The 13,288-nt window shown below is 51.9% G+C and carries 8 protein-coding genes; 4 read left to right on the forward strand and 4 right to left on the reverse strand.

Annotated features, from left to right (window positions below):
• Positions 1 to 13: 13 nt before the first annotated feature.
• Positions 14 to 1,081, forward strand: a complete 1,068-nt coding sequence (gene mutY / locus RUM_RS09940; RefSeq protein ID WP_015558981.1) for an A/G-specific adenine glycosylase — start codon at positions 14 to 16, stop codon at positions 1,079 to 1,081.
• On the opposite strand, the gene RUM_RS09945 is transcribed toward mutY, so the two are convergent.
• Genes RUM_RS09945 through RUM_RS09955 form a run of 3 tightly spaced genes read right to left on the reverse strand, consistent with a single transcriptional unit; the run spans position 1,061 to position 5,720 of the window.
• Complete coding sequence (locus tag RUM_RS09945; RefSeq protein ID WP_015558982.1) at positions 1,061 to 3,568, reverse strand: DUF4129 domain-containing transglutaminase family protein; 2,508 nt, start codon at positions 3,566 to 3,568, stop codon at positions 1,061 to 1,063. The genes mutY and RUM_RS09945 overlap by 21 nt on opposite strands.
• Positions 3,565 to 4,734 (reverse strand): DUF58 domain-containing protein, encoded by a 1,170-nt coding sequence (locus tag RUM_RS09950; RefSeq protein WP_015558983.1) that lies wholly within the window; start codon positions 4,732 to 4,734, stop codon positions 3,565 to 3,567. Before RUM_RS09950 ends, RUM_RS09945 begins: the two co-directional genes overlap by 4 nt.
• The gene (locus tag RUM_RS09955; protein ID WP_276694835.1) at positions 4,731 to 5,720 is read right to left on the reverse strand and encodes an AAA family ATPase; all 990 of its coding nucleotides are present in this window, start codon (positions 5,718 to 5,720) and stop codon (positions 4,731 to 4,733) included. The genes RUM_RS09950 and RUM_RS09955 overlap by 4 nt, the downstream gene beginning before the upstream one ends.
• A 244-nt stretch (positions 5,721 to 5,964) precedes the next feature.
• Here RUM_RS09955 and RUM_RS09960 point away from each other — a divergent pair, with 244 nt between their 5' ends.
• Complete coding sequence (locus RUM_RS09960; protein ID WP_015558985.1) at positions 5,965 to 6,495, forward strand: inorganic diphosphatase; 531 nt, start codon at positions 5,965 to 5,967, stop codon at positions 6,493 to 6,495.
• A gap of 21 nt (positions 6,496 to 6,516) precedes the next feature.
• Positions 6,517 to 7,689, forward strand: a complete 1,173-nt coding sequence (locus RUM_RS09965; protein WP_015558986.1) for a ribose-phosphate pyrophosphokinase — start codon at positions 6,517 to 6,519, stop codon at positions 7,687 to 7,689.
• Positions 7,690 to 7,742: 53 nt separating this feature from the next.
• On the opposite strand, the gene RUM_RS09970 is transcribed toward RUM_RS09965, so the two are convergent.
• Complete coding sequence (locus tag RUM_RS09970) at positions 7,743 to 9,929, reverse strand: substrate-binding domain-containing protein (protein WP_015558987.1); 2,187 nt, start codon at positions 9,927 to 9,929, stop codon at positions 7,743 to 7,745.
• A 173-nt stretch (positions 9,930 to 10,102) separates the two neighbouring features.
• Here RUM_RS09970 and RUM_RS09975 point away from each other — a divergent pair, with 173 nt between their 5' ends.
• Entirely contained in the window at positions 10,103 to 13,207 is a 3,105-nt protein-coding gene (locus tag RUM_RS09975) for a glycoside hydrolase family 98 domain-containing protein (protein WP_015558988.1), read from the forward strand.
• Positions 13,208 to 13,288 lie beyond the last annotated feature (81 nt).

Here is a 13,288-nt window from a genome sequence, read left to right on the forward strand (position 1 = left end):
CAAGGAGTATTTTATGCGTACAAATCAGCTTTTATCCGAATCCGTGGAAAAATTGCTTGCCTGGTATCCGGCTCACGCACGGGATCTTCCCTGGCGGCAGGATCAGGAGCCATACCATGTGTGGCTGTCGGAGATCATGCTCCAACAGACCAGGGTTGAGGCAGTGAAGGGCTATTACCGGCGATTTTTGCAGGCACTGCCGGATATTGCCGCCCTCGCTGATGCGCCCGAAGAACAGCTTCTGAAGCTGTGGGAGGGACTGGGCTACTACAACCGGGTGCGGAATCTGCAAAAGGCAGCCCGACAGATCATGACGGAGCATAGCGGTGTATTTCCAGGGGAATATGCTAAGATCCGGAAGCTCAGCGGCATCGGTCCCTACACTGCCGGTGCCATTGCGTCCATTTGCTTTGAACAGCCCACCCCGGCAGTGGACGGAAATGTGCTGCGGGTCATGTCGAGAATACTGAACGATCACAGCTGCGTGGATCTGCCAAAGGTCAAGCAACGGTTCACAGAGCAGTTGGCGGCGGTGTATCCGGCAGGACAATGCGGCATGCTGACCCAGGCACTGATGGAACTGGGGGCAACGGTATGCGTACCCAATGGTGCGCCCCGATGTGATGCATGTCCTGTACGGGAACTTTGCATCGCCCATGAGCAGCAAACTGTGGAGCAGCTTCCGGTACGGGCAGAAAAAAAGAAGCGGCGCATCGAGCACAGAACCGTATTTGTGTTTCTGTGCGGCGATGCAGCCGCCGTGCGAAAGCGTGAGGATAAGGGATTGCTGGCAGGGCTTTGGGAGTTTCCCAATCTGCCACACACATGCACCCCGGAGGAGGCAATTGCCTGGGGGGAGGAGATGGGTGTACACCCGACCGCTTTGCTCCAATCCCAGGAGCGTGTCCACATCTTTACCCACATTGAGTGGCATATGACCTGTTACTTTTTCCGGTGTCTGCACCAATCCGATGGGTTTGTATGGGCAGATGCGGATGCGCTGCAGGGGCAGTATTCGCTGCCCACCGCCTTCCGGCTGTTCCTGCCGGATGTACTGGAACTACTGAATCAAGCACCATAGGAAACGGAGCCGGAACTGCTGGAACCGGGTACAGTCTGAGCCGTATGCTTTTTGCAGCTGCATGGCAAGCTCCGTGACAAATTCCCGATCCTCCTCAGAAACAGTATGCTCACTCAAATCCGCATATTCCGCTATGGACGCAGCACGGGTCAGCGTATCTGCGGACAGATAAGGGCATGCTTCTTCTGCCCTGGCGGCAAAGCTGGTGGGCGTTTCATTGCCCGGTGTCAAGCCCATCTGTTTCAGCAGCCGCAGCAGATATTGATAAGCGCCAATCACAGCAGCATTTGTGTCTCTGGATGCAAAGACTGCTGTTCTTTTTTTCCAGATTCGATTAGCCCGACGATGCAGATACTTCCAGATGCCACAAGGCAACAAAATCGCTACTGCAAGCACTGTCAGGATCAACAGCAAAGCCCTGAAAAGGGAGGTAGAGCCGGAGTTGTTTCTCTGTGTGCCGGTAGAACTGTCGGCTGTGCTGGTCTGGGTATGCACCGGTACAGTTGTGGTAACATGCGTCGTGGTCTGGGTGGTTGTGGTGGTTGCGGCTGTGGTGACCTGTAACGCCAATTGGTTGGAGTTTGCACCGCCGGGAGTAAAGTCATAGGGGATCCACCCGATGCCATCCAGATAGATCTCCGCCCAGGCGTGCGCATGGCTGTCATCTATCACCAATGTCCTCTCCATGGAACCAGAAAATTCCGATGCATCGGAAAGCATATCCTGGGACACGGCAACTCCCTCCACATACCGTGCCGGAATACCAGCCATTCGGCACAGCATAACGCCGGCAGTGGCAAAGTAGGCACAGTATCCCTGGTGACTTTCCAGAAGAAAATATTCTATAAGCTCCCGTCCTGTCGGTACAGATCCGGGCGTCAGAGTATAGGTGCAATTTTCCGTAATGGCACTGTAGATATCATCCACTTCCCGCAGAACCATGTCTGTGTGGGAGGCATAACTGTCCGCCCTTCCAATATCATTGTTCAATCGGTCAGCGTATGCTGTCTGAACACGCTGCATGGCTTCTGTATCCGGCACATCCAGGTAGGAATCATAGACAAATTTCTGATAGCTAGGCTCCCACTCATTCAGCTGTTCCGGATTCTCATCCAGTTCCATACTGGCGAAATACAGAAAGTTGAAATTCACATAATCATCCAGCAGATACTCTACGCTATAGGACTGCGGATAGAGCCGCTTGCATGCTCCATCGTGGTAGGGCTCCAGAAGATTGGTATCATATGGCGTGACAAACGGGTATGGGGTATAGGCAATATCCGATGCTGGCGGAACCGGACTGATCTCCATCGTGTTCAGACGCATATCCGCTGTGCGAACACGGTTTTCAATAAACTGATACAGCATCGTCTGTGCAGAATCGGTTTTTCCGGCAGATTGCATCTGCTCAAGCCGTTGGTATTGCGCCTCAGTCAGAGCTGACCAGGTGTTGTTTTCATATTTGGATCCCACATAGCTTTTCAGATACAGGTCATAGTCCGGCACCGAAAAATAGCGCAGCTGAACCATGGGCTCATAGGTAAACCGGATCCCATTCAGCCTGCCCAGTGTAAAGGTATCCGGCGTGGATGTACTTGGCGCAAATTTGAAAGGGGAGGGAGCCGGTGTATCGACCTCCAGTTCCTTAGGCAGGGTAATGCGCTTTAATCCGCTTTTGATCTGCATGCGCCAGGCGTCCAGCTGTTCAGAACGGGAAAAATGACTCCAGTTTAACCCGGCGGTCACGGCAGAAAACAGCACAAGGATCAGAACCAGTCCGGTCAGCGCCGTCTGAACGCCCACTTGTCGGCGCAGTGGCTCCTTGGCATGATACTGGTGCATACGCCTGCTCCGCAAATGCAGTGTGGAAAAGGCGCGATCCTGTGCCAGAATCCCCACCCAGTATGCAAGCAGACAGGCAAACGCCGGGTAGGAGGGTGCCACGCCATAGTACAAGCCGATTTCCGGCAGTGCGCCGGTCAGCACAAAACAGATCACTGCGTTGGGACGGGCAATGGTGAAAAAGCAGGTCAGAACGCCCAGAAACAGCATACAGAACAGCAGCAGTGCCGTTGTTGCCTGCATCTGGTTCTGATAGGTCAAACCGGTGTAGCGCAGTTCTTCTGTAAAATGCACACGCTGATAAATGGTGTTGAACACATAACAATAGCCGTCCACCGCCAGAGACCAGTATTTTACCAGCAGCAGTTCTCCGCCGATCAGGGTGGGGATCAGTCCCAATGCCCAGCGTTTGCCCATGATGCAGAACACGGAGGAAACCACCCAGCACAGCAGAATGCCTCCGATCAGCATTGAATAGTTGACTTGCAGATCGAACATGGACAAAAAAACTGCAAAGGTAGAGCTGATTCCAAGCAGAGCCAGCAGCATGGTATAGATCATGCTGCGCTGTTTGCCCGGTGGCGATGTGGACATGCGGGGCGCAGACAGCAGCTGGATCCCGCTTTCCGAAGCGGACTGTTTCATAAAATCACCTCCCGCAAGGCAACTCCAACGCATCCCGGAGAAACCGCGCAAAGCTCCATCTGTGGAAAGGCGGCCGCTGTCCGTTGAAAGCAAGCAGCGTCCTCCTCGTCGGCATTCACGGAAATCACCGTGATCCGGTCGGCGTGCAGCTGTTCCAGCTGAACCAACTGCTCCGGCTGTACACCGGCTGTAAAATAAATCAGATGAGAAATGCTTCTGTCCGGGTCTATGCAGTGCAGCGTGGAGGAAAGCGTATGGGTGGGAGTGGACATCAGTCGCCGGATGCCTTCATAGATCGACGCATCGGATACAGGGACCGTCACCAGCCGTTCGCCTGGGGGATCAAACCAGCACAGATTGTGAGGATGCTCCGACTCAGAAAAGGCGACAGAAACGGAAATCAGGGACTCCAGCAAGGCATGCTGCATCGGCAGGGGACTTTGCTTCCACTCCGCAAACAACACAGCAGCCTGTCCGATGGGCAGACTGAATTCCTTGACGATCAGTCCCGTATTCTTTTCACTGAGTTTCCAGTGAATCCGATTCAGCCTGTCACCGGGGTGATAATCCCGCAGCCCGAATACCTCCGAAGGATCATCTCCGGATCGATACTGGGAGAAGGTTTCATTCTCGCTGTCCTGGGAAAGCACCTGCCCAGACACCGGCTGCATGGGCCAGATATGGGGCATGATCCACAATTCCTGTGCCGGGGGCGCAGAAATCCGGATCCGGAACATCCGGAGCATGTCATACAGCCGGATCTGGGTGATCTCCGCCCGCAGACAACCGCAGTATTCCGGCAGCAGCTGCAAGCCGATGGTCTGACTGCTTCTGGCTGGCAGACCGGTGGACACCAGAATGGTTTCGTCCTGCTGTGCCAGTTTGTTCCGATACCGGATCCGGAACACGGCATGGGGAATCGGCAGAATACACGGATTCTGCAAAAAAAGCTGCAATTCAATCTGTTCCCCGGCTGGCAGGGTGCCGGAAGGACAAAGCAGCCGGATCCGGAGTCTGCTGCCGGCGATCCGGAGCCACAGCCAGGAAAACCCGGGCAGCAGGAAAATACACAGCAGCAGGATCAGACTAAGCGTATCCTTAAACAGAAGGAAGAAAAACATCAGACCCACCAGCAGCAGACAGTATGCAAGCTTCGCCAGGATCATATTTCATCACCAATGACAGGAACAGGCACCTGCCGCACCACATCTCCGATGACCTGCTCCACTGTGATCTCCTGCATCCGGGCCTTGGTGCTGAGCAACAGACGGTGTGCGAATACATCCCGCAGCATAAAACGCACATCGTCCGATGTAACGTAATCCCTACCCCGGAGCAGCGCCGTTGCCTTTGCGGCGGCAGTCAGCGCCAGCGTGCCCCGGGGACTGATGCCAAGTCGCAGCATCTGGTGCTGCCGGGTTGCCTGGGCAAGACTTGCGATGTAGTTGTAGATCCTGTCATCCACATAGATCTGCTCGGTCTGCCGCTGCAGCCGCACAATATCCTCTGCCGAGGCAACCTGATGCACATGGTCAATGGGGTTCTCACTGTGCCGTGCTTTTAAAATATCCACCTCGCTCTGTAAATCCGGATAGCCCATGTTCAGCTTGATCATGAACCGATCCAACTGGGATTCCGGCAGCATCTGGGTACCTACGGAGCCGATGGGATTCTGGGTTGCGATCACGAGAAAGGGCTTGGGCAGCACCCGGGTCACGCCGTCAATGGTAACACTGCCCTCCTCCATGACCTCCAGCAAGGCAGACTGGGTCTTGCTGGAGGTACGGTTGATCTCATCCGCCAGAAACAGGTTGCACATTACCACACCGGGCTTGTAGTCGAAGCTGCCGGTCTGTTTGTTGTAGATGGTAAACCCGGTCACATCTGCCGGCATCACATCCGGTGTAAACTGCATCCGATGGTGGACAAGGTGCATTGCCTTGGAAATAGCCAACGCCAGAGTGGTTTTTCCCACACCGGGAATATCCTCGATCAGAATGTGTCCGCCAGCCAGCATTGCCAGCAGTACTTTAATCACGGTCTCATCCTTGCCGACTACAGCCTTTTTCACCTCCCGGATAATCTGCTTTGTCTGTGTAATCGCAGACTGAATCTGTTCTTCCATATTGATTGTTCCTTTCTTTTTTTGTATCTTTAACAGGCTTTCCTGGATCGTTTTACAATACAATTTCTAGTATAACACAAAATCTGCCGTTGTGCAACCGCTGAAACGCAAATAGCCATGCTTTTTTGCCGACTGTCACAACAAATTTCGACACAAATCCGGGACAAAATTGGCATATGTACCAAAAAGCCATTGCCGGAATTGACAAATCACAAATTACTGGTATACTATAATAATGTAGGTCTATGAGAACCGAGAAAAGAGGGTTACTATGAACATTTGGCACAATATCAGTCCCAAACGCATCAACTCTGATGATTTTGTGGCGGTCATTGAAATCCCAAAGGGGAGCAAGAAAAAGTACGAGCTTGACAAAGAAACCGGACTGATTATGCTTGACCGAATTCTGCATACCTCAACCCATTATCCCGCAAATTACGGTCTGATTCCCCGCACATATGCTGACGACAACGACCCGCTGGATGTTCTGGTGCTCTGTTCTGAGCGACTGTATCCGATGACCCTGGTGCGCTGCTATCCCATCGGCGTGATCCGCATGATGGACAGCGGTCATATGGACGATAAGATCATTGCAATCCCGTTCAATGATCCCAATTATAATATGTACCACGACATCAGCGAGCTTCCCCGGCATGTGTTTGATGAAATGTCCCACTTCTTCCGGGTCTACAAGGAACTGGAGAACAAGACCACTGCCGTGAACGAAGTAGAAAACGCAGAGGTTGCCCGCAAGATCATTCAGAGTGATATCGATCACTATATTGAAAAGTTTTGTAAATAATTTTTGAAGGAGCGTGCAAGCATGACAGCTGGAGCAAATGAGGTTTTGTTCGATTCACAGAAAGGCGTAGCACCCCTGGGGCTGATCGCCACAGAAAGCGCAACGGAGCTTGGTGACAAGATCAACGGGTACCTGATGCGCTGGCTCGTAAACGAGGAGGAGAATCCGGATGGATTCCTCATCGGTTCCGAGTGCCCCCGTTTTGCTTCCGGAGACGGCAAGGGTCTGATCAAGTCCACCGTCCGGGGCAAGGATCTGTTCATTCTGGTAGACGTGGGAAATTACAACTGCAAGTACAAGATGTTCGGCAGGGAAAATTCCATGTCCCCGGACGATCACTACCAGGATCTCAAGCGCATCATCCAGGCTGCATCCGGCAAAGCACACCGGATCAACGTCATCATGCCGATCCTCTACGGCGGCAGACAGCATCGTCGCAACTTCCGTGAATCCCTGGACTGTGCATGCGCACTGCAGGAACTGGAATCCATGGGCGTTTCCAATATCATCACCTTTGATGCACACGATCCTCGGGTACACAATGCAGTACCGCTGATGGGCTTTGACAACGTAATGCCCTCTTACCAGGTGCTCAAGGCTATGTTCAAGTGTATTCCGGACTTTGACATTGCGCCGGACAAGTTTATGGTTATCAGCCCGGACGAGGGTGCGCTGAACCGGAATATGTACTACGCTTCCGTTCTGGGTGTCAACATGGGTATGTTCTACAAGCGCCGGGATTACTCCAGGATCGTCAACGGCAGAAACCCCATCGTGGCACATGAGTATCTGGGCAACTCCGTAGAGGGGCTGGATGTGTTTATCGCAGACGATATCATTTCCTCCGGCGAGTCCATGCTGGATCTGGCATATGCCCTGAAGGACAAAAAGGCACGCCGGATCTTTGCTTACGCAACCTATGGTCTGTTTACCGACGGACTTGAAAAGTTTGACAAGGCGTATCAGGATGGGTATATTGACGGTGTGTTTGGCACCAATCTGACCTATCGCAGTCCGGAGCTTCTGGCTCGTCCCTGGTTCCACGAGGTTGACGTATCCAAGTATATTGCATACTTCATCGCAGCCATCAACCACGATGTATCCATCAGCACCGTCATCGATCCTCACCAGAAGATCGCACTGCTGCTGGAAAAGATGCATCAGAAAAAGCTGGAAAACGCACAGATGGCATAAGTTCCGATTCAATCAATACAGAAAGACCGCAGCCGGACAAGCTGCGGTCTTTTTTATGTGTCCGTCAAAGAGCATGCCCTGCGGTATTCCACCGGGGTCATGCCCGTATGCAGCCGGAACTGACGCAGGAAATACTTACTGTCCCGATAGCCGCATTGCTGGGCAATCTGCTGTATGCTGTCCTGGGTGGTAAAAAGCAGATACCGGGCAAGCAGGATCCTGCCTTTGATGCAGTCCTGATGGGGGTTGACGCCAAAGCAGGCTTTATAGATCGTTCGCAGGTGCCCGGAACTGTAGGAACAGGGGAGTCCTGTGCTGTCGGTTTCAAAAAACACCTCCGGGGTCAGATAGAACTGATTTCGCAGCGCAAGCATCTCCCGGTAGTGGGAACAAGTCCGCCGGGCAGCACTGATTCTGGTCAGCTGATCCAGCTCCTGCAGCGCCTTTGGCATTTCCGTCTGATAAGTTGAATTCGGCGTACAAAGCTGCGCAGTACATACGAAAGAATCGGTGCCGTAACACCGGGTGTATCCGACTGCCCGCAGCAGGATTGCACCCAGCAAATCTGCAAGAAGACGGCTGTCAGCGGTATCTGCACGCACCACACAGGCAAACGTGTTTTCCTCGACTCTGCCATACAGCCGGGAGCCGGCACAGAAGCACTTGACTGCGTCAGATGCTGCCAGGAGCGCCTGAATCTTCTGCCTGGAGCCTTCGGTGGCATAGCTTTCGTCAAACAAGCAGACACGCAGCACCACAAGATGGACTTTTCGGGCATCGAACGTTTCAACAGCTGCATCAAAAGCAGAGTGAAACCCACGCTTGCTGTACATATCAGTCATGTTATCCACCGATTCCGACAGATTGCAGCACTGAGTCAGATACTGAATATCATTTTTCAACCGCAAAAACTCCAGACCGTTGCTGACTGCTTTCAGCCAGTGCCGGTACAATGGGGTGTTGGCTTCCGGCGTATGAAACTTCATTACCGCATAGCCCAGGGATCTTTGCAGAAAAAACAAGGGGCTGAAGCTGTATGCGGCAGCCGAACCGCTGCAAAATCGTTCCAAATCATGTTTTTGTATCGTAAATGGCTCTTCCTGAGCCAGAAGGCTGTAGCATGTCACAGTTTCCGACACTGCCCGGTCGTTGTACCAGTCCTCATACAGGCACAGATAAACCTCCTCTGCATGTCGAAGCATATACCGATACTTTCGACAAACCTGTAACAGATCCGGGATAGTACGACACTCGGTCAATTCAAATTCCAGCTGTCCGAACAGGTTTAGAAAGTCATCCGTGCGCTTCAGACTGATCCGCTCCTGTTCGGCAAGCAGCTGTGCCGGATCCAGACCGCATTGACAGGAATCTCCAGGAATCAGTCTGCCCGGAGGAGGGGTAAAATCCGTCCCCGGATGCCCGTCCAGCTGTTGCTGCATCAGTCGGATCGCCTCCGCCCCCAACTGCGCCCGATTGCGCTGATAGGTGGTCAGAATCGGGTAATGGTATATACGCTCCTGAATGTACTCATAGCCTGTGATCGTAATGCGATCCGGCACACAGATTCCGTTTTTTGCAAAAGTGTCCAGCATACCGTAAGCCATGTAATCGTTTCCGCAGAGCACTGCCTGGGGAAAGGGTCTGTCTTTTTTGATGTAGGATTCAGCAAGCTCTGCACCGGAATTCATCCAGAAATCACCGAAATGCACTTTATCCGGATCGTAGGTGAGTCCATGACGCTCCAGGGACGCCCGGTATCCGGCAACCCGTTGGTGAGACGCTTCAATAAAGTCAAACCCGGTCAGCATTTCCATATTCGTAAATCCATGTTTTTCGATCAGATGATCTGTAATCCGTTCAAAATCCAGTGCGTCACTGGTATTGAGAAACTGAAAATGCTCCAGAACAAAGCCAGGTTGCGGTGTGCCCAAAGCGATCAATGGTACATGCGCCATGTGAGACAGATGTTCTACAATCAGTTTTTGCTGGGATGTGTTCAGTATTGTTTCTGAAAATAGGATCAGGCCGTCAAAGGCATCCGAAAGGATCAGATCGTAGATGTCATTTTCCCGTTCAATGGTGTTTGCCGGGTCATTGGGATTATAAATATTTGAAAGAAACAACAGGTCGATGTTTCGTTCCTGTGCCTGCCGGAGCATACCGGAAAGCAGTTCGGACTGCTCTATATCGCTGAGCTGGGATGCGATCACGCCAATTATGTATCTGTTGGACTTGCTCATAGGCTGCTTCCTCCCAAAGTGGACGGATGTGAACGTCTGTTATCATTATATCACTGTCCCAATTCACAGTCAAGAAAAAAACATCGTTTTGTCCACCTAATCATCGTTTTGTGCGTTGACGACCTCCTGTGAATTTTCTATAATAAAGAAAAGAAAAAATGGAGGTGCATTAGATGAAACTTAAAAAAATCTGTGCTGCATTGCTATCTGCGGCATTGCTCACAAGTTCCTTTGCCTATGCTTCGCCGAAGGGCACAGCCGGCAACGACGGTTCCTCTCTCTCATTCCTTGGCAATCAGTTTCAGGTCTCCACAATGACCGCAGAGGCGGCAAACAGCGTCATGCGCAGACCCTGCTCCCCGGATCAGCCCATGCTGATCGTGCACATCGACACCTGGAATTACGCAGATCCGGCAAAAATCATTGCTTTGATTCCGGAGGATATCAAGCCCTATGTAGTGTTCAACATTTCGCTGTCCATCAATTGGAGCTCTACGGATCACAAGTGGCTGATGGTGCAGGACGGGTATGAATGTGCCAAGTCCTGGCTGAAAACCTGCGCAGACGAAGGTGTATGGTGTATGGTACAGCCTGCAAGCGGCGGTCAGTGTCATCTGCCGGATTACGACTCTTCCGGAAACATTGTAAATTACCCCAACAAGAGCCAGTTCGTTCCCCACGCCGATGATGATTATGAAAACACCATCTATGCAGAATTTTTCCGGGATTACCCCAACTTCATCGGCTTCAACTACAGCGAGCAGTTCTGGGGCTTTGAGTCTCAGGACTTCCCGGTAACCCCCATTCAGCGGTATCAGCATTTTGCAAAGCTGCTGAAGCTGTGCAACAAGTACGGCGGCTATCTGAACATCAACTGGTGTGCCAATTACTGGAGCGCTGCACTGAATCCAGTGGCAATGCTGAAACGCTGCCCCGAATGGCGCAGTGCCTGTGAGCAGTATTCTGCCAATTTGCAATTGGAAGAAAAGTACACCCAACTTGGCTTCAGTGAGGATGTGGAAAGCGAAGTGCTGGGAGCATACCTGTCCGGCTATTGCGGCAACTACGGCGTTCGGTATGATGAAACCGGTTGGTCTGATTCCACCTGGTCAGGCAGCGGAGATGTAACCAAGGAACAATACCGACAAATCACCGGCCTGCCTATTCACATGGAGCGCATGGCACTGAATGGTGCTACGATCATCGATGGACCCGAGCTTGTGTGGGCGGATGACTTCGCAGAAAAATGGGGCGGCATAAAGGATGGCGACTACAGTTGCCGCAGTTGGGACACCAAAGATCAATATGTGAACGATACCCTAGGCTTCTTTCGCAAGCTGGTAGATGGAACCATCCGGATTCCCACCCGGCAGGAAGTCATCGAGCGAACCAAGGTGGTTGTGATTCAGGATAACACGACCGGGGATAATCACAACAAATACAGCACCTATCCTACTCTGTTTGAGGGGCTGTATCGCATGTCCGGAGACGGGAATCTGGATAAAAATTACAATCCATATAAGAGTACAGGACGATATCCCACAATCCCCACAGTTTATGCCCTGCGGGACAGCGTGGCAAAGAGCTTCCAGGTGCAGATCAAGCAGTCCTCCATCCCGTCCCGGTGGAGCTCCATTTCCGCAAAGCAGGATGAGTTCAACAAGCTGTTCGCATCCGACTACTACGGCAATTGCTACGCAGGCAGGTATGAGAACACATGGGTTACCTACAACTCCAATAAGGATGGCAGCAACTGCGGTGCGGTTCTTTCTCTAAAGTACAACACCTGCAAGAATCTGGACGTTAACTTCAACCAATACGGCAACGCCCTGATCAAGGAGTACAGTGACCGGATTGACATTTACGCAAACAACTTTGACGAAAAGGCACAGACTACCCTGAGAACCGATACCTTCAAGATTTCCGGCTGTGCAGCAAAGCCCAGCTATTCCGCAAAGGATACGGGCAGAAACCAGACTGCATCCCAGATCAGCGAAAGCTATGCAAACGGTACATACACCTTAACTGTAAAGCACAACGGTCCGGTAGAGATCAGCATTCAGTGCAAGGGCAATGAGACCGGAAGACTTTCCAATCCCAAGGAGTCCAGCGTAAAAGCGCCTGCATATCCTTCCTTCTACACCGGCGTTCGTCAGTATGAGGGTGAATTCTTCGACACACAGAATGTAGAAGGCAACGTAGCAAACGGCTGCGGCAGTGGTGTAACCGGCTTTTGGGGACAGGGCTTCCTGAAGTACGGCGCAAAGAATAATGCAGCCGTTCGGGACACTGTTTCTACCACCAAAGCAGGAAAATTTGACCTGACACTGCGGTATTCCGCAACCTCCGACATCAACAACGTAGACCTATATGTAAACGGCAGCAAGGTTAAGACCCTGTCCATGCCCAAGGGCAGCAGCTACAGCGATTGGAAAACTGTGACCCAATCCATTGATCTGAAGGCAGGGGACAACCAGGTCGAGCTGAAATCCAATGCAGCACTGGATGGCTCCCTGTATTTGGACTGCTTTACAGTCAAGGGGGATTTCGGCACCGGAACAGTCGAGGATCCGGATCCCATCAACGGCAAGATCATTCAGGAGCTTACCGTATTCGACAAGGAGAATGCTGCCGACTGGTCCATCTATTATGACGCAAAGGTTGGCTCCGTACTCTACGGTGACCGGGATCTTACTATCACTTCCATGCCCAAGAATCTGGTGAATGCTGAAGCGATCCGCACAGCATGCGATTCCAAGCTGAGCACAAACGATCTTGGCAAGTTTACGGCCGGTGCAGATGCAACCATCTATACAGCTGTGGACACCAGAGTGGTTGAAAACATGCCGGAATGGCTGAAGGCATGGACATTTGCAGGATGCAGCGTGACCACTTCCAATGACGTTACCCTGATGCTCTACAAGCTGAACGTAAAGAAGGGCGATGTTGTGGCACTGGGAACCAACGGAGGCAGCGGCAATTCTGCAAACTACATTGTATTTGCCGTTCCCCAGGAAAAAATCGTCAAGGGCGATGTGAACCTGGACGGCGTCATCAACGGTTTTGACCTGATTCTGGCAAAGCGCGGCATGGCAAACGGATTCACCGATACCCGTTCTTTCGATGCTGCTGATGTGGATAAGGATGAAAAATTAGAAAAGGACGATATCACACAGCTGCAGAATTTCATCAAGCTGTCTGCAAAGGAATTCACAGAAACACCTGTAACAAAGCCTGCGCCTGCTGTACTCACCGAACCGGCAGATGATCCCGGCTAAAAGACCATTCGTCCCCATATGTACAACTATGTACGTTCCATTTTCAAAGCAACCAAGTAAAGCCTCCCCCTGGAGCTTCGG

It is taken from the genome of Ruminococcus champanellensis 18P13 = JCM 17042 (assembly GCF_000210095.1).
In the GTDB taxonomy this organism is placed as follows: Bacteria; Bacillota; Clostridia; order Oscillospirales; family Ruminococcaceae; genus Ruminococcus_F; species Ruminococcus_F champanellensis.

Bases quoted from the DNA above. Each gene is read 5' to 3' on its own strand.
- mutY (WP_015558981.1), top strand. From the start codon at position 14: ATGCGTACAAATCAGCTTTTATCCGAATCCGTGGAAAAATTGCTTGCC.
- RUM_RS09965 (WP_015558986.1), top strand. From the start codon at position 6,517: ATGACAGCTGGAGCAAATGAGGTTTTGTTCGATTCACAGAAAGGCGTA.
- RUM_RS09970 (WP_015558987.1), bottom strand. From the start codon at position 9,929: ATGAGCAAGTCCAACAGATACATAATTGGCGTGATCGCATCCCAGCTC.
- RUM_RS09960 (WP_015558985.1), top strand. From the start codon at position 5,965: ATGAACATTTGGCACAATATCAGTCCCAAACGCATCAACTCTGATGAT.
- RUM_RS09975 (WP_015558988.1), top strand. From the start codon at position 10,103: ATGAAACTTAAAAAAATCTGTGCTGCATTGCTATCTGCGGCATTGCTC.
- RUM_RS09950 (WP_015558983.1), bottom strand. From the start codon at position 4,734: ATGATCCTGGCGAAGCTTGCATACTGTCTGCTGCTGGTGGGTCTGATG.
- RUM_RS09945 (WP_015558982.1), bottom strand. From the start codon at position 3,568: ATGAAACAGTCCGCTTCGGAAAGCGGGATCCAGCTGCTGTCTGCGCCC.